This window comes from Thioflexithrix psekupsensis (assembly GCF_002149925.1).
GTDB lineage: Bacteria > Pseudomonadota > Gammaproteobacteria > Beggiatoales > Beggiatoaceae > Thioflexithrix > Thioflexithrix psekupsensis.
On record NZ_MSLT01000024.1, the window covers coordinates 107773 to 125841 of the forward strand.

Annotated in this window: 15 protein-coding genes; 7 read left to right on the forward strand and 8 right to left on the reverse strand. The window is 42.0% G+C overall.

The window, feature by feature from the left end; all coding sequences use genetic code 11:
• Positions 1–205 precede the first annotated feature (205 nt).
• From TPSD3_RS16935 to TPSD3_RS16950, 4 genes are all read right to left on the reverse strand, one after another.
• Positions 206–2779: a COR domain-containing protein gene (locus tag TPSD3_RS16935; RefSeq protein ID WP_086489735.1), complete on the reverse strand. Its 2574-nt coding sequence runs from the start codon at positions 2777–2779 to the stop codon at positions 206–208.
• Between the two features lie 72 nt (positions 2780–2851).
• On the reverse strand, positions 2852–3580 hold the full coding sequence (locus tag TPSD3_RS16940) for a glutamine amidotransferase (protein ID WP_086489736.1): 729 nt from the start codon (positions 3578–3580) through the stop codon (positions 2852–2854).
• Positions 3581–3604: 24 nt separating this feature from the next.
• On the reverse strand, positions 3605–4477 hold the full coding sequence (locus TPSD3_RS16945; RefSeq protein WP_086489737.1) for a hypothetical protein: 873 nt from the start codon (positions 4475–4477) through the stop codon (positions 3605–3607).
• Between the two features lie 15 nt (positions 4478–4492).
• On the reverse strand, positions 4493–4828 hold the full coding sequence (locus TPSD3_RS16950) for a Rieske (2Fe-2S) protein (protein WP_086489738.1): 336 nt from the start codon (positions 4826–4828) through the stop codon (positions 4493–4495).
• 25 nt (positions 4829–4853) lie between these two features.
• On the opposite strand from TPSD3_RS16950, the gene folB reads away from it, so the two are divergent.
• The 5 genes from folB to cyaY all read left to right on the forward strand — a co-directional run bounded on the left by folB (position 4854) and on the right by cyaY (position 8213).
• Positions 4854–5219 (forward strand): dihydroneopterin aldolase, encoded by a 366-nt coding sequence (gene folB, locus TPSD3_RS16955; RefSeq protein WP_086489739.1) that lies wholly within the window; start codon positions 4854–4856, stop codon positions 5217–5219.
• Complete coding sequence (gene folK, locus TPSD3_RS16960; protein WP_086489740.1) at positions 5212–5703, forward strand: 2-amino-4-hydroxy-6-hydroxymethyldihydropteridine diphosphokinase; 492 nt, start codon at positions 5212–5214, stop codon at positions 5701–5703. Before folB ends, folK begins: the two co-directional genes overlap by 8 nt.
• Before the next feature lie 494 nt (positions 5704–6197).
• The gene (gene purM, locus TPSD3_RS16965) at positions 6198–7256 is read left to right on the forward strand and encodes a phosphoribosylformylglycinamidine cyclo-ligase (protein ID WP_086489741.1); all 1059 of its coding nucleotides are present in this window, start codon (positions 6198–6200) and stop codon (positions 7254–7256) included.
• Positions 7250–7849 (forward strand): phosphoribosylglycinamide formyltransferase, encoded by a 600-nt coding sequence (gene purN / locus TPSD3_RS16970; protein ID WP_086489742.1) that lies wholly within the window; start codon positions 7250–7252, stop codon positions 7847–7849. The genes purM and purN overlap by 7 nt, the downstream gene beginning before the upstream one ends.
• Before the next feature lie 19 nt (positions 7850–7868).
• On the forward strand, positions 7869–8213 hold the full coding sequence (gene cyaY / locus TPSD3_RS16975; protein WP_086489743.1) for an iron donor protein CyaY: 345 nt from the start codon (positions 7869–7871) through the stop codon (positions 8211–8213).
• A 193-nt stretch (positions 8214–8406) separates the two neighbouring features.
• Here cyaY and TPSD3_RS16980 read toward each other — a convergent pair whose 3' ends face one another.
• From TPSD3_RS16980 to TPSD3_RS16990, 3 genes are read right to left on the reverse strand one after another with little or no spacing between them, the layout of a single operon-like run.
• On the reverse strand, positions 8407–9411 hold the full coding sequence (locus TPSD3_RS16980) for an acyltransferase family protein (protein ID WP_086489744.1): 1005 nt from the start codon (positions 9409–9411) through the stop codon (positions 8407–8409).
• Between the two features lie 32 nt (positions 9412–9443).
• Positions 9444–10190 (reverse strand): YebC/PmpR family DNA-binding transcriptional regulator, encoded by a 747-nt coding sequence (locus tag TPSD3_RS16985; RefSeq protein ID WP_086489745.1) that lies wholly within the window; start codon positions 10188–10190, stop codon positions 9444–9446.
• 42 nt (positions 10191–10232) lie between these two features.
• A complete protein-coding gene (locus TPSD3_RS16990) occupies positions 10233–11078 on the reverse strand; it encodes a hypothetical protein (RefSeq protein ID WP_086489746.1) in 846 nt (281 codons plus the stop codon).
• A gap of 151 nt (positions 11079–11229) precedes the next feature.
• Between TPSD3_RS16990 and TPSD3_RS16995 the strand changes: the two genes are divergently transcribed.
• Positions 11230–12231, forward strand: a complete 1002-nt coding sequence (locus TPSD3_RS16995; RefSeq protein WP_086489747.1) for an efflux RND transporter periplasmic adaptor subunit — start codon at positions 11230–11232, stop codon at positions 12229–12231.
• A gap of 128 nt (positions 12232–12359) precedes the next feature.
• Complete coding sequence (locus TPSD3_RS17000) at positions 12360–16700, forward strand: fibronectin type III domain-containing protein (protein ID WP_086489748.1); 4341 nt, start codon at positions 12360–12362, stop codon at positions 16698–16700.
• A gap of 70 nt (positions 16701–16770) precedes the next feature.
• Here the strand turns inward: TPSD3_RS17000 and folC are convergent, their stop codons facing one another.
• Positions 16771–18042, reverse strand: a complete 1272-nt coding sequence (gene folC / locus TPSD3_RS17005) for a bifunctional tetrahydrofolate synthase/dihydrofolate synthase (RefSeq protein WP_086489749.1) — start codon at positions 18040–18042, stop codon at positions 16771–16773.
• Positions 18043–18069: the final 27 nt, after the last annotated feature.

The window sequence follows — 18069 nt, forward strand, 5'->3', positions numbered from 1 at the left end:
AGAGTGGTTATTGATGGGGGGATTATAGCAAAGTTTTGCGAGAATTCGGAATGTAGGGGATTTGAGAATTTTTAGAAGGGATTAATTTGGGTTAGTTTTTTTGTCTGAATCAGAATTTACGGAATTTTAGGATTTTCAGAATTGAAGAATAAAAACTTCTTGTAAGAGTTAATTTTGAAAATTCTTGTGTCTGGAAATTCTGATTTCATCCACGATTCTCCTTAAAAAACCATTTTAAAACGCTATCCAAATGCGATAAAGCGATGGGTACGTTGTTATCAAGCTCGCGGTCAGAAAGATGCGCGCCTTCTCGGCTTTGTTCATTAATTTTAAACATTAAATCGATTATTGTGGCATCTGGGGTAAAAGGCTGGTTTTTTAAATTATCCAGATTTTTGCCAAGCATTTTATCAGGGGGAGTTTTTTTATTTTTGCTGTACAAATCACGCACAATACATTCTAATGCTTTTCTGGAATGAATTAAGACATCATCGGCGCGAGTTATTTCAAGAATAGCGGCAATTTCTTTTTGAATGGGCGAGTTATTAGGGCATTTATTACGATGATTTTTTAAGGGTTTCAATTGTTCTTCCCAAAGAAGAAATTTTGCATTTTTATCTCGGTTAAAAAATGACTTAAAATCCTCCATATTCGCCCAAACGCCGTTAATCGTTTGAATTTGCCGATTCTGTTTTGGTGCGTTTTCCACATCAATTCTACGCACAAAATCCTCTCCATCTAATGACCACCATTCCTCCACTTGATCATCTTTTTGGATTCTATCAAATTCATTCCGCACTTTATCCAATAGATTTTGTGGATTATTACCTGCCACCATGATTTGTAAATAAGGTTTTTCTGCGTTAAAAAAACCTTCGATGAGGGCTAAATTTCCCTGCTCATCTTTCAATTGACAACCATTTTTCCACAAACTAGATATTTTCCCCCAATAATGCGTGCGCACAATAAAACTTTGCAAATTGCCATAATGTAAAAACCGATATTCATAACGCACAAATCGTTTTTTATCATTCTGTTCCCATAAATCAATTAATGCCTCTGGTTTTTCCTCTGGCAATAAAGCAGGCGCAATAAAACGACGTTCGGAAAAAAGTTTTTCAGAATCATAATCTAGTTCAAAACAAATCTCACAAGATTTCATGAAATCTAAAAATAATTCCTGCTCTGTTTCATCAAATTGTTGCCACACATGTTTTAATTGCGCTGCGCCAAATTCACCATTTTTTACCAATTGTGGAAAAACGCCTTGACGATCAAATAAAGTATAAACCGCATCAATCGCCCATTTTTGGTCTAAAATGATTTGGTTTTGAAATAGATTTTCTTGATAAAATACCCAGCTTGTATCATGTAAATATTTTAGCAAAGTATGCGCATGTTCATTATCCAATCCAAATTTTTGACACAACTTGTTAAATTCGGTTAAAGAAAGGGTTTTTTTAGAGGTTTGCCACTTTTGTAACTGAGTCTGTACATCCCACCATGATTTAGGAAAAATGACGCAGGTTTTTTCAAGTAATTTTTCAACTTGTTCCATTAAATGTTGTTCAAAAAAAGTAAAGCCATTGTGTTTATCTTGTGAAGATTCCACGGCAATAGACGCAACAATATTATAACGCTGACGCAAATCCGCTAAATTTTTCGGGATTTGTTCCCCATCGCGCTGTTTTTTAGTTTGCACGATTAAAATAGGGCTGTTATCGCCTAAATTTTTCGCATAATCTAACCAATAATTTAAGGGATAATTACGATAAGGATGATCACCTTCTTTTTGCTCAGGTTCTTTTTCTGTTTGAGCATCCCACACTAAAACAAAAATCGCTTTGGTTTGCATAAACAAGCGATGGGTGGCGTGATAAATGTCTTGTCCACCAAAATCCCAAATGTGTAGTTGAATCGTTTTAAATTGCTTTTCTTTAGCGAGTTTTTTTAAGGAATAATGCCGCAATTGAATCGCATGGGTAGAAGGTTCTTTTTCGTCAAAAGTCTTGTCCAGCCACCGCTTGAGCAAACAAGTTTTACCCACACGCCCATTACCAACTAAAATCACTTTAGCTTGATAAGTTTGGATTTGCTGTTTTTCTAGGTCTTCGAGGTAGTGACGGACTGGAATTAAAACATCTGCACTCATTAAAACATCTCCATATTCATATTCACGATTAAAAATTTCTTCTGGTATATTTTTAATGGGATTTCCATAAAGTTCAAGCTCTATCAATTTTGGGAAATTATTGAGAAAATCTAAAGTGATTTCTTGAATTTGATTATTCTTTAAATCCAACTCAGTCAAAGCGGTCAAGCCTTGTAACGGGCTTAGGTCGCTAATTTGATTGTTCCATAAGCTCAACCCAGTCAAAGCGGTCAAGCCTTGTAACGGGCTTAGGTCGCTAATTTGATTACTGCCTAAATCCAACTGAGTCAAAGCGGTCAAGCCTTGTAACGGGCTTAGGTCGCTGATTTGATTACCTGTTAAATCCAACAGAGTCAAAGCGGTCAAGCCTTGTAACGGGCTTAGGTCGCTGATTTGATTACCTGTTAAATCCAACAGAGTCAAAGCGGTCAAGCCTTGTAACGGGCTTAGGTCTTCTATTATTTCACACCACGTCAGATGCAAACCCACCACTTCCCCTTGCTCATTCAAGGCAAATTCAGCTCGTCGCTCTTCATAATATTCCCCAATCTCCCCCAACTCCACCTGCTCAAGCGCAAATCCCAAATCCTTCTCTAATTGCAAAATCACTTTAGGTTTATTTGGCATGGTTGAAAATGTTCCTTTTTAAGAAAGAATCGGCTTTTTTAAGGGAGTTATTTCTGATGCAGATAAAAAATTTTACGCGCCTTGCCGTACCCACTCGCCAAAACGACGCAACACCTGTTGGCTTTCAGGACAATCTGTCACATTGCGTAATAATTGTTCCATGCTATAACCATATTCAGCAAAAGAAATTTCACGGGCATGAATATAACGGCGGGTAATTTCTGCATTAAACTCAGGATGAAATTGCACACCCCAACAACATTGCCCAATACGAAATGCTTGATGATTATCGTGTGCATTGCGCGCTAAAATAACGGCATGATTCGGTAAATCAATCACCGTTTGCGCATGAACAGAATAAGCCATTAAAGAAGAAGATAAATGATTAAATAACAGATCATTTTTAGCCTCTGCCATTAATTCAATTTGAATCACGCCAATTTCATAACCTTTAGGATTATAATCCACTCTTCCACCCATCGCATGAGCAATTAATTGATGCCCATAACAAATGCCCAATACAGGATAATTCGCTTCAATCGCTTGTCGCAACCATTCGGCTGTTTTTTCGCTCCAAATTTCCCGATCTGTCACCATCGCATTAGAACCAGTAATTACAATGCCAGAAATCGCATTATTCTCGTTTAATTCGGGCAAAGATTCCCCCAAATAAACCGCCACCGTTTGCACTTCTGCATCGGCATATCCTAAACCATCGCGCACCCAATCTTCAAAATCACCATAATCCGTTCTAATCGCATCAATGGTGCAGCCTGTTTTAATAATCAACATCTTCAACATAAGTAAATTCCATTCACTGGTTTATTAATTTTTTGCCGTTAAAGGTTCTAAATACGTTTTTAAGCGATTTCTCCAGCCCAATAACCAGCGTGATTCCTGACGTTCAGCGGGTGCATTTTGCACGCGACGAGTGAGAATAACATCAGCCGCATCAGCAAATTCTTGTAAAGGAGAAGCGGTATTTCCTGTCATCGCCGATAACACTTGCAATAACCCCCAACCTTGTTCTTGATAACGCTCTGTTAATGCCACACCTTCCCCTTTAAAATTCACATAATCCAATAACGCATAAACGCCTTGTGGAGTCTGTGCCACGCGATAAAATTGCGTTTTAATTAACGCACGTTCGGCTTCGTTGCTTAATGTTTGCAACATCACGGGCAATGCCTGTTCTAAACGACGAATAATAAACTGCACTTGGTCAGGAATGCTGTCTAACATGAATTGCCGCAATTCCGTCATTTGTGGCGTATCTTTAGCCGCTAAAAAAGCCTCGCGGTTTGGCCATGGATTCACCGTGATATTTTGCAACCAAACGGGTAAAGTATAATTGCGTTCTTTTAAGAATTTTAACAAATCAGGAAATGTCTCTGTATAAGGGCGATGATTGGTTTCAGGATACCAAATAAAATGACCAATTCCCAAAGAAGCAAAATGTTCCCCTTGATTCCAAGAAGTGAGTCCTTCTATTTTGGCAGAACTTTCATTCATCCAAATCTTTTGCCCAATCACCAAGGCATCGCGTTGCGCCACTTCAATATAAGCGGGTTTAATTGGCTCTGCAATCACCACAGATTCGGCGGGAACTTTAGGGGTTTGGCTGCAACTGCTTAATGTCATCATCGCAGGAGTTATTAACAAACCTGTTAAAGCAATACGATAGCTTATTTTTAACATAAAAAACTCCACTGATTAACGATTAAATTTAACAAAAGCGTGCTGATTTTCAATTTTAACCTCATAACGGGTTAAATTATCACAAATGGCATTGCGACAATGACCATCTTTTAAAGAAAAACGATATTTATGAAAAGGGCAAGTGATACTGTCTCCATTCACCTGCCCCAGTTCTAATGAATAACCCAAATGTGGGCATTTTGCCTCAAAACAATGGACATTTTCCCCTTCTCGACCGACCAATAACAAGTCATCGTTTACCAGAATAAATAAACACCCTTGCTCTGGAATTTGATACAATTCAGCCAATGGCAACCAATCGGTATCTAATTGCGTCATTTGTTTAGACATTGTTTTATTCACAACGGGAAAAAAAATGGATATTATCTATTTACGTGATCTGAGAATAGACACCGTGATCGGCATTTATGGTTGGGAGCGGCAAGTCAAACAGACTATTGTTTTTGATTTAGAAATGGCAACCGATATTAGAAAAGCCGCCCATTCTGATTGTATCGAAGATACTTTGAATTATAAAGCGGTGGCGAAGCGTTTGATTGATTTTGTCGGTCACAGCCAATTCGCTTTGGTAGAAACGTTAGCCGAGCGAGTGTGTGAGATTATTGTAACGGAATTTAACGTGCCTTGGGTACGTTTGCAACTGAATAAAAAAGGCGCGGTGCGCGGCGCACGCGATGTGGGAATTATTATTGAACGAGGAGTGAAACCAGAACATGGCTGAGGTTTATTTAAGCATTGGCAGCAATATTGATCCTGCGGCAAATATTCGCGCTGCCATTACCGCTTTAAAACAGCATTATCATCACGTGATTCTGTCACCCATTTATGAAACAGAAGCAGTGGGTTTTGTGGGCGATAATTTTTATAATTTAGTGGTGCAATTAAACACGGACAATCCTCCCGATTTAATCGCCAAAACGCTACGCGATATTGAACATCAACAAGGGCGAAAACGCACCAGCGAGCGTTTTAATTCTCGCACGTTAGATATTGATTTAATTCTTTATGATGAGATGGTGTTAAAAACCGATTTATTGGAACTGCCACGCGGCGAAATTTTAAAATATGCTTTTGTGTTAAAACCCTTAGCGGATTTAAGTCCCGATAAACTCCACCCCACCACGCAACAAACTTATCGCCAATTATGGGCAGCTTTTGATCACGCCAGTCAACCGCTTTGGCCTGTTTTATTAACGGTAGAATAAAGCGCGTTATTAAGTCGTTAAAAAAATATTCAGCCATTAAAACCATTCAGAATGTTCACTCCTCTACCGCCCCTGCCCTCTTGCTGGGAGGGGGAATAACAGATTGTTTTTATTGTTAAAATCTAACAAAATAACCCGATCTCTTTTTCCTCCTAGCAGGAGTGGTTAGGGTGGTAGAGGTGCTGATAGTCCAGATTATTCCTGTTTGGGTGCTTATATGAAATTCATGAGAATGAACTTTAAGTAAAGTGCTTTCGTCAATTACAATAATGTTTGTTGAGTGGGCGAAAAACTCTTAGTTTACAAATGACGTTTTCAATTGTACTTTTTGGGTGTGACGCTTCCTTTTACCACTGTGGTAGCGTTTTTGTTTTTTGACGCTCAAGACGGTGCGTTTTTTTAAAATTCTCCCTAAACGATTTTTGATAGAATATCTCTCCAACAAAATTATTCTTAAAATTAACCCCATCACTCAGCATCACCGAGAATACCAAATGACAACGACGGATACGCGATCACCGCTTAATTATCAAACCGCAGGTGTGAATATCGATCACGGCAATTTGTTGGTGGAACGCATTAAACCCATCGCCCAACGTACCCACCGCCCAGAACAATTGGGTGGTTTGGGGGGATTTGGAGCTTTGTTTGCGTTGCCGCTGGAGCGTTATCAACATCCTGTATTGGTTTCTGGCACCGACGGCGTGGGAACAAAATTAAAATTAGCCATGCAACTGGGAAAACATGACACCATTGGCATTGATTTGGTCGCCATGTGCGTCAACGATATTGTGGTATCGGGCGCGGAGCCTTTGTTTTTTCTCGATTATTACGCCACAGGTCATCTTAATGTCGAAACGGCAACCGCAGTGATTGCGGGCATCGGGCGCGGCTGTGAATTGGCAGGCGCGGCATTGGTCGGCGGTGAAACGGCAGAAATGCCCGGTATGTATGAAGGCGAAGATTATGATTTAGCAGGGTTTTCTGTGGGCATTGTGGAACGGGATCGCATTATTGATGGGCGACGTTTGGCACAAGATGGCGATGTGTTAATTGGATTGGCTTCTAGCGGAGCGCATTCTAATGGTTACTCTTTGATTCGTAAGGTCATTGAGCGTACGGGTGTGGCGTTGGATGCGGATTTTTACGGTCATTCTTTGGGTGAAGTATTGCTTGAGCCGACGCGGATTTATGTTAAACCTGTTTTACAAACCTTAGCCATTGCGCCCGTTCATGCCATTGCACATATTACAGGTGGCGGCTTGTTGGAAAACCTTCCTAGAGTATTACCTGACAATGTCACCGCGTATATCGACACAGCCAGTTGGACGTGGCCGCCCTTGTTTAAATGGTTACAAAGCGAAGCCCATATTGACGACACGGAAATGTATCGTACTTTTAATTGTGGTGTGGGCATGGTGTTGTGTGTGCCTGCGGCTGTCGTAGATACAGTTATACAAAGTATGCAGCATGCAGGGGAACAAGCGTGGGTGTTAGGGCGTTTAGTTCCGCGGGTGGATCAGGCGATCATTTTTGGAAATAGCGTATGTTAAACGTGGTTATTTTGATTTCTGGACGCGGCAGCAATATGCAAGCCATTGTAGAGACAGAAGATTCTTTGTTAGCGGTGCGGGCAATTGTCAGTAATCGAGCGGATGCGGCTGGATTGCGTTATGCTCAGGCTAAAAATATTACAACTCATGTGCTTTCTCATCATGATTATGCGGATAGAACGGCTTTTGATCGGGCTTTGCAAGCCTGTATTGATCAATATGCCCCGGATGCGGTGGTGTTAGCGGGGTTTATGCGTATTTTGGGACGGGAATTTGTGCAGCATTATGCGGGGCGTTTGTTTAATATTCATCCTTCGTTATTGCCTGATTTTAAAGGATTAGATACGCATCGTCGTGTGTTGGAGGCAGGTTGTCGGGAACACGGGGCGAGTGTGCATTTTGTCACTGAGGATTTGGACGGTGGTCCCGTGATCGCGCAAGTGAAAGTTCCCATATTACCCAACGATACGGAAGACACATTGGCGACTCGTGTATTAGCCAAAGAACATTATTTGTATCCAAAAGTGTTACAACAATTTGCTGCGGGCGAATTTTATTTACACAACGGGCAAGTGGTGTGGACTCAGAAATAATGGATTGAGGATAGAGAAAATGAGTGATTCTGGTTATCAAGAATTAGTAGATAATACTCTAATGGCGATTGAAGAAGCATTAGAACAACAAGAAATAGAGATTGATTATGAAACCGTTTCAGGTATTTTAACGCTGGAATTTGCGGATCATTCAAAAATTGTGATTAATCGCCAACCCGCGGTTAAGCAATTGTGGATTGCGGCCAAATCGGGTGGTTTTCATTTAAATTATGATCCAGCACAAATGACTTGGGTTTTAGAGACGGATTCATCATTGGACGTGGCGCAATTATTATCGCGGTTATGTTCTGAGCAATCCGGGGAGAATGTACGGTTGTTGTTGGGGAAATTATCAGGGCATTGAGTTGTTGATAAAAATATTTTTTGTCTGAATCAGAATTTACAGACACAAGAATTTTCAAAATTTATTCTTGCCAGTGGTTTATTTTCAGCAGATTTTTTATTCTTTAATTCTGAAAATCCTGAAATTCTGTAAATTCTGATTCTGACAAAATAAGAATTTTGTGGGCTATATCTTTTTTGTATTACGCTATTTATCACACATTTTTCTTCACTCCCCAATGCCGAATCATTCGCCGCGCAGGATTTTCAAATAAGAAATAAGATAAGGCAGCCACTAATACCGATAAACTTAAAAAAATCACTAATAATAACCAAGTATTTTCAATCGGTAATTGTTTCACTCCGCGCAAAACAGGTTCATGCAGCAAATATAAAGAATAAGAAATTTTTCCCAGAAAATCGCCAATGGAATTAGTTAAAAAAGAGTGATCGTCAGGCACAAGAAAAACCAGTGAGAAAAACACCGATCCCACCACTAATAATACCCCAACATCTTTCCATAAACCATGCTTTACTCCAGTGATTGCTTGAAATATCTGGGGAAATAACAGCACAATGAATAACAAAGAAAATAAATACGCGCCACTTTGCCACTGTTTCGGTGCTGACCAGTGACGATAAACTTGTCCCAATACTAAACCGGTTAAAAAATAAGGCAATGCTTCAAATATTCTAAATTGAATCGGCATCCCTAGCCATTCTGTGTTTATTCTCGGCAATCCCAGAAAAATTAATAATGCCACAATCGCCACTAACAAAAGATACAAGCGGCCTTCCCATTTTTGATAAAACCACCACAGTAAAATAAACAGTAGATAAAAATGAATCTCAACAGGAATTGTCCACAATACTGATGTGCCAAATAAAAATAATAAATGCGCCATTAAATGCTGAATATTCGGAATATTGTAGAGAAGATTAGCACTGCTATAAGATAAAAAAACCACCAATAAAAATAACGGAATGACCCGTGCGATACGTGCCACTCCGTATTGATATACCATCGCTTTATTAAACGGTTGATTCATGTACAAATACGACATCAAAAAACCGCTTAATATAAAAAATAACATCACCCCAAATTGACCCGCGCCAGTACCAAAAAAACCGCTTAAAAATTGAGTATTGTTGCTGTAATGACTGACGGCCACAATTAAAGCAGCAAGACCGCGCAGGCTGTTTAATTTTCTAATTTCCATTATAATTTGGGGTGCTTATCAAAACCAATCCACTAACCCAATTGCGACATGATTTCGTCGCTAATATCCGCATTAGAATAAACCTCTTGTACATCATCAAGGTTTTCTAACATGTCTAATAATTTCAACATCTTTTGTGCGGTGTCTAAATCCAATTCGCTGCTCGTGCTGGCGCGCATGGTTACTTCGGCTGTTTCTGCTTTAATACCTGCTTTTTCTAAAGCTTCTTTGACCGTGTGAAAATCATCAGGCGCAGTCAACACTTCAATCCCACTGTCATCATCAGTGACAATATCGCTTGCACCTGCTTCTAAGGCGATTTCCATCACCCGATCTTCGTCCGTACCGGGGGGATAATAGAGTTGTCCCACTTTGGTAAATAAATAGGAAACAGAACCATCTGTGCCTAAATTACCACCTGTTTTACTGAAGGCATGGCGTACTTCGGAAACAGTGCGATTACGATTATCCGTTAAACAATCCACCATCACCGCCACGCCGCCGGGGCCGTAACCCTCATAACGCACTTCTTCATAATTATCACCGTCCATATCGCCTGAACCGCGTTTAATCGCACGCTCAATGGTGTCTTTACCCATATTCGCGGTTAAAGCCTTATCCACCGCTAAACGCAAACGCGGATTAGACGCGGGATCACCGCCGCCCATACGCGATGCCACGGTGATTTCTCGAATTAAACGGGTAAATAATTTACCGCGTTTTGCATCCTGCGCACCTTTACGGTGTTGGATGTTTGCCCATTTACTGTGTCCTGCCATAGCGATTTCTATTCTGTGTGTCGGTCAATTACAATTAAAAATTTATTCTTTCTCGCTCTGCATTAATGCAGGCAAATGCGATTGGCAACCAAATGCCCGATCCATCGGCAATTGTTGCGTTACCAGTTTATCCTTGACAATGCGCACCTGCAAACCGGTACTGGAAATATCACTACTGGATGTGCTGGGAGTCAGACAATCTGGCGGGGAAATCGGCGTAAAATCTTCGCCCGGTGCAATTTTCCAAGCCTGCGTTTTTTTCGCATCGCTCAAAATTAAATAGCCTTGCGGATGCCACGTGGCGATTAACGGCTGTTCAATCGACATAAATCGCCCGTCAATAAAATTAAGCGTACTGGCGTGCATAAATTCAACCCCTAATTCTCCACATTGGGGCGTATAAATATGCGCCAATTGACGGCCATTAGGCGAGGGAATAATGCTGTGTGGCATTTTAACATTGGGCTGCTCTGCCGTACACTGGGTTGGCCGCCCTTCTAACACCAAAATTTCATTGCCATTGGGTAAAATACGACTAAATTGCTGACTGCCATCGCTCAACACCGCTTCTAACAGAAAATAGCCCGCACTTTTCATATAAAAAATCTGTCCCGGACGATCATCTCTGGGAGAAGTCACTGCGATTCGTTCTCCCTCTGCGCCATTTTGAGTGACCAATTGATGGTTAAAATTACGTCGTTCAGGTTCACTAAATACGCCGCCACCGCGTTGTTCGTAACTGGAAACAAGAATCGCCCATTCCGAATCATCATCCGCCCAAACTACCGTTTCATCATGACGGCTGGCCGTCCAGTCTTGGGTTGGAGTTGTACTGCATCCGCCCAATCCTGCCATCAGCAATAAAATCGCTATAGAATATTTATTCACGTTGCCTCAACTCCTTTTTGCGTAGGATAATGCGCAAAAAAAAAACGGTTCTTTGATTTTTCGCGCTTAATTCTGGCCATTTTACGGGATTCAAGCGACAGAAAAAACCACTGATTTTGTCACGTCGCTTTTATGATAGAGATTGGATGTTATGAAAAAATTAATTTATTGGTGGATAGGGTGTAGTTTATCCCTGGTCAGTTCCCTGAGTGGCGCGGATGATGCTGTCGCGCTGTTTACCGCGCAACCGGCGTTGCACCAAAGTCAATTGACGGGATTTACTCGCGCCCGTGCGCAATTGGATGTGGTGAGCGAGTTATCTGCGCGCTGTCTTACTGTCAACAGCGATGTGGGCGATATGATTCCTGCTTCTGGGCTTTTCGCCTGTTTGGATGATACTTTTATTCGTTTGGAAATAGAAGCCAATCAAGTGGAACAGCAGCGATTAAAAAGCGATTTACAATTTTTAGAAAAAGAAGTGTCCCGTTTGCAACAATTAAGTCGTAACAAAGCGGTGTCAGAAGCCGAATTGGATCGCATGAAAAATCAATTATCTTCGACAGAATTTCAACTCAAAGCCCGCGGCATTGAAGCCCGTCGCTTACAAGAACAATTGTCACGGGTGTGTTTAAAAGCTCCCGCGGGCTGGAAAGTGATACGGCGCAATCTTGAGCCAAAACAATGGGTGAATCAAGGCCAAACAGTGGCACAAGTGGGTGATTTTTCTCAATTACACGTTCCCTTCGCGCTGACTGTAGAAGAATACGCTGCATTGCAACATACCCAACCTTTACAGGTTTATTTACCCGATTTGCGCCAAACGGTGAAGGCCGATATGGCACGGATTTCTCCAGAATTTGATCCGCAAACGCGAAAAATAAATGTTGAATTGCTTTTAGATCAAGGTATTGAAGAGAAACGAGGCGGATGGCGAGTGGAGTTGGCCTTATCGATCCCCGATCCAAGTGATACAGTAATTGTGCCATTGACGGCGATTCAAACGCGCTACGAAGAGTTTTTTCTCCTCACCCCCGAAGGCGAACGTAAAACCATTGTCAAACTCGGCCAAGGTCATGAATTGAATACCATGCGTGTACAAGGACGCGGCATCAAAGCAGGTGATACATTCCGTCTACACACAGTGGCACAATGAATCTAAGCGGTTCACTCTCTTTTATCCCAAGACCTTAGCTATAATCATCACATTGTCTCGTCCATTTTTGGGTCGAGTTCCCTTGTTAAAATCTTCTCCTGTTTTCATCTAAGAAGAGTGACCGCATCATGTTTGTTTCTATTTTACGCCCATTAGGGCTACTGTTTCTTTTTGCTTGTGTTCATCTGGCACAAGCCGCCACCCTTACGGTGAACAGCACCAGCAACAGTTCGCCGCCCGGCGACAGCAGTTGTACACTTAATGAAGCCATCAACAGCATTATCCTCTCAGAAGACCAATCGGGAGGCGATTGCGGATGGGCGATTGATGACACTTATAATGTCTTACTGCCCAGTGGTACTATTTTACTCAATCAAGCCATTTCTTTTTCGGGAAAAAAGGTGTCTATCGTGGGCGCAGTCGCCACCGATAACACTCCCGCCACCCTATTAGATGCCAGCGCATTAGAATCTCCGCCGTTGACCATCAGCAGCGGCAGTCAAATGACTTTGCAAAATATCACGCTCAATAACGCCACCTATGGCGCAATTGTCAATAACAGCAGTCAATTGTCTTTGATCCGCGTTCATTTAAAAAATAACAGCGCAAGCAGTGGCGCGGCAATTAATAGTATTGGCGGGGTAATAACGATACAAACAGACAGTTTAATTCAAGGCAATACCACAAGCAACTTTGGCGGCGGCATTACTATTTCGGGAGGCAGCTTAACAATCAGTCAATCCATTCTTCGGAATAATTCTAGCGGTCGTGGCGGTGTTATTTACGCCAATAAAAACAGCACTGTTTCCATTTCTAATAGCCAAATATTAAGCAATAGCAGCAGCAGTATAGGCGGCGCGTTTTATTTAACCCATTCCAGTTTAACACTCGACAATACGCAGGTAGAAAATAACACGGGACAATCGGGTGGTGGTATTTGGTTAGAATCAAGCACATTGCAAATTAATAATTCCCGTTTATTAGGCAATCTCGCAAACGATACGGGTGGCGCAATTTATGCCATATCAGGCACGGTTAATGTCACGCAGAGTTGTCTTGTTAATAACAGCGATATTAGCTTTTACAGTGCCGTTACAGCCACTGCCAGAAGCAATTGGTGGGGTTATGGCACGGGGGCTGGTGGCGCGTTTTCAGGGGACGGTGACAGTGTCAGCAATACTGTAGATGCCAGTGGTTTCTTAACCAGTGCTTTAGCAGGCTGTCCAACCATTGAATTGCCACCTTTTGATTGTAGCGATGTGTCTGGAATTACGCCAACGCAATGTGGTTTTTTAAGCGACTTTTATAATCAATTACAAGGCGATAATTGGACAAATAACACAGGATGGCTGGAAGTTGAAAACGGCTGCTCTTGGTATGGTATTAGTTGTTTAACCATCGCGCCCAATGCCATCTCCATTAATCTTGCTAATAATAATTTAGTGGGACAATTACCTGAATTTTCATTATTAGGAGAAACACTGATTCATTTAAACCTTTCTGGAAATCGCATTAACGGCACATTACCCAGTTTTTCAGGTTCAAGCCGTTTAAGCACGTTAAATCTGGCGAATAATGAATTAACAGGCAATATTCCTACGAGGTTAAATAATTCCACTTTACTGTCCATATTAAATCTCAGTAATAATCGTTTTTCAGGCACATTACCCAATTTAAGTGTACTGAGCAATTTGACCCAATTGGCCTTACACGGTAATCAATGGCAAGGCGAATTGCCGACGTGGATCATGAATTTGCCGCTCATTACGCAAGGGGGAGTCAGTGTGGGTTACAATTCGTTTTACATTACTGATACGGATTTACGTAATTTTATCAATCGCGTCAACAGCAATGGATTAATCACCCAAACCATTCCCCCAGATAATCTCATCGCCAGCGAGGTGAAAAGTACAGAAGTGTTACTGCAATGGAGTCCGATTGTTTATCAAGCGGATGGGGGCTATTACCAAATCGAATACGCTACAGGCACAGGCAGTACATTTGTTAATGTAGGTCAAACCAGCAGTAAAAGTATTTCTGAATGGCGCGTCATAGGATTACAACCTAATACCCATTATCGTTTTCGCGTACGCACTTACACCCCGCCGCACAATGAGCAAAAAAGCGGTTTACTGAGTGTACCCAGTGCAGAAATTGCGGTAACGACACCCAGTAGCATCGCCGCCCGATGGCAGCCGAGCAATGGGACTTTGATCGATTTTGGTAGTGCAGTTTTGGGAATGCCCACTTCAACACGCATTGTGACGTTACTCGATGTGGGCAGCCAATCGTTTACCGCACAACCTGAAATCGCAAGCGAACGCAGTGGCGATTTTAGTCTAACAACGACACTTGACCCAACCAATGATAAACAACGTATTTTTACATTGGTCTGTCGTCCGTCGGTATTGGGTACGTTTGACGGCCGCTTATCAATTCGTACTGAGCCGTCGATTGGTGAATTACTTAACTATTCTCTCCGTTGTACAGGATTAGCGGACAACCACGCGCCCGAAGCGGTGATATTGAGCAATGCCCGCGTGAATTTGGAAACAGACAGTAATCCTGTGGGCATACTGACCACCCGCGATCCCGATGTGGGCGAGAGTCATACTTATCAATTAGTTTCTGCGCCACAGGGAATATTTGAAATTGTGGGCAATCAACTGCACATTCCTAACCGAGCAACGATTGCCGCTTTAATTGCAGGACAATCATTTTTAATTCGGATTCGCAGCACGGATCAAGCGGGTTTATTTGTGGAAACGGAGCTTATGGTGATCATCGACCCATTAACTAAACCTGAACCCGAACCCGAACCCGAACCCGAACCCGAAAATAAAGCTCCACAAGCCATTTCATTAAATGGCAATTCGGTGGTTATTCGAGAAGAGATTAATACGGGAGATTTTATTGGAGAATTTTCCACTTTAGACCCCGATAATGGAGATGTTCACCGTTACACATTAATAAATCATACGGAAGGATTATTTGAAATTCGTGGAGCGCGTTTATGGGTCAGAGCGGGTGTATTGTTTCGTAACGTGGGAACGCGCCAAATCACGGTACGCAGCACGGATTCGAGTGGGTTATTTGTTGAACAGAATTTTACCCTTCAACTCATCGAAGAAGAAAAACCACAAGAGCCAGAATCCCCTGTGATTCGCGGTGAAATTCGCACGGCTAATACTTTTGGTGCCGAATTAAGCATTGACGCGCCACAACAAGTGACTTTATTGGGTTTCATTAATCCGTTACTTAGCGAATTAGAACAATCCGCAATTCCGTTTATGATATTGCGTTGGTTCGGTGCAAATCAGGAGAATCCTTTAACTTTACATTTTGATTTGCCCGCGCAAACATTAACAGAACAAATTGAATTGCCTATTTATCAAGGTGTTTTATTGGGATTAACGGGATTATTTGAAATTGATTTAGGTTATCGCACTGAAAAAGCGGAATATCTTGAGCCAAATGTCATGCGTTTAACCGTTCAACCCAATCGCGCCCCAACCCAATTAACCTTGTCAGCACAGCAAGTGCCTGAGCGGGCGGCGCGTGGCACGTTAATTGGGGAGTTTTCGGCGCAAGACCCTGATAGCGAAGATCATTTTCAATATGGATTGTTGGATAACGCGGGGCAACGTTTTTATATTTTAGGAAATCAGCTTTATGCGAATAATGGCCGTTTGTTAAATCATCATTTATCGGCTCAACATACTATTCGTGTGCGCGTCACAGACCGTTTGGGGGCATTTTTAGAGCGTGATTTAACGATTGAGGTGTTAAATGCGCCTGAGAATTATCCGCCGCAACGCATTTTATTAACCAAAAAAGAAGTGAGTGAAAACGCGCCTATTGGCACGATTATAGGGCGTTTAGTGGGAGTGGGGGTCAATGCTCAAACAGCGCATTATCAATTGCTGAATGATGCTGAAGGGCGTTTTATTGTAATGGGCGATATGTTGGTGGTGGCAGATGGTTTGCGTTTGGATTATGAACAAGCCAAAGAACATGAGATTGAAGTGGAATTAACGCTGCAAGAATCGGCTTATTCTGTGCGGCAAACTTTCACTATTGATGTGTTGAATCAAACCGATGTCCGCGCCCAGATTATTCCGTTACCTGTGCCAGAACAAGCCAGCGAAAATGCGCCACGTTATTTATTAAAATGGTCGCCAGATGCCGCGCAAATAGGAGAAACAGCGCATTTATTTTTACTCTCTGCCGATGCGAATTTTACACAAGTAATGTTATTTACTGAGGCAGGTTGGCAGAATTGGGATGGGGTTATTGCTTCACTTCAGCCTTTTCAAACCTTGACGCTAGAAAGTGAACATACTTTTCCTTTAACTGCAAGTTTATCCAGTGATTTAATGATGGAGGAAAATCGCCAATTATTTCTCGCTTATCAGCGTGTAAATAGCCTAGAATTGGTGTATCAATCTTTTGGTATCGATTTACCTTAATTTTTTCAGCATCTTTACTTTTTGACTAACCCTAACCCCTCCTATTTAAAGAGGGGTTTATTTTTTCATTCTATTTTTTAAATCCCGCTGCGCGCAAGGCTTCTGCCACAGTGAAAAATGAACCAAAAACCACCAATTGATCCCTCTCTCCCAACATCGCCACCGCTTGTTCATAGGCTTGTGCCACAGAATCATAACGATAACGTGACATCGCACCTAAATCCTGTAAAGTCGCTTCTAATTGTTCTACGGTTGCGGCGCGTGCGACTTGGGGGGCGGCAATGTGCCACACGTCTATTTCGGCCAGTATTTCGGATAATAAGGCGTGAATGTCCTTGTCTCGCATGATTCCCACCAGCGCGTGCGTTTTCCCATCGACCTGATTTTGTTGTAAAAATTTTCGTAAAACAACTGCACCGTGCGCATTATGCGCCACATCAAAAAGACGACGCGGTAATTCAGGTAAACATTGCAAGCGTCCCAACAAACGCGCTTGCGTTAAACCTGCAATGATGGCCGCTTTGGAAACGGGCAAACGTTCGCGTAATAACGTCAATACCATCAAGACGTTCGCTGCATTTTGTAATTGTTGTTCACCCGACAGCGCGGGCAAAGGCAAATCATCATACGCCACTGTTTTACACCACCACGTCCAACGGTGTGACCCTAAGCGTGTGAAATGAAAATCCTGCTGCCAATAGTACAGTTGAGCGTCTAAAATTTCCGCTTGTCGCAATACGCTCAAAGGCGGATTAAATTCACCATATACCGCTAAACCATTCGGGCGTAAAATGCCTGCTTTCTCAAAACCAATTTTTTCTCGCGTCTCTCCCAACCATTCCGTATGATCAAGTGCCACATTCGTGATCAGTGCCACTTGGGGATCGATCAGATTAACCACATCTAATCGCCCGCCCAATCCCACTTCTAATATCGCCACATCTGGTTTTTTTTCTCGAATCAACCATAATGCCGCTAAGGTAATAAATTCAAATGAGGTCAATGTGATTTCACCGCGTGCCGCATCCACCGCCGCAAAAGCACGACAAAAATCCGCTTCGGTCACTTCTTGATGGTCAAAACATAAACGTTCTGTAAAATCAAGCAGATGTGGTGATAAATAGTGAGCCGTGCGATACCCTTCAGCCCGCAAAATCGCTTCCAATAGCGTCACACAAGAACCTTTGCCATTCGTTCCTCCGACCGTAATAACGGGACAGGGAAATGGCAATAAATCTAATAATTCTGCGACATGTTGACAGCGGCTTAATTCCAAATCAATTAAATGAGGATGCAAAGTATTTTGCCAATTTAACCATTCTATTAAGGTCTTAAAACGCATTTTTTTATCCTTCCCATTATCCTCTCT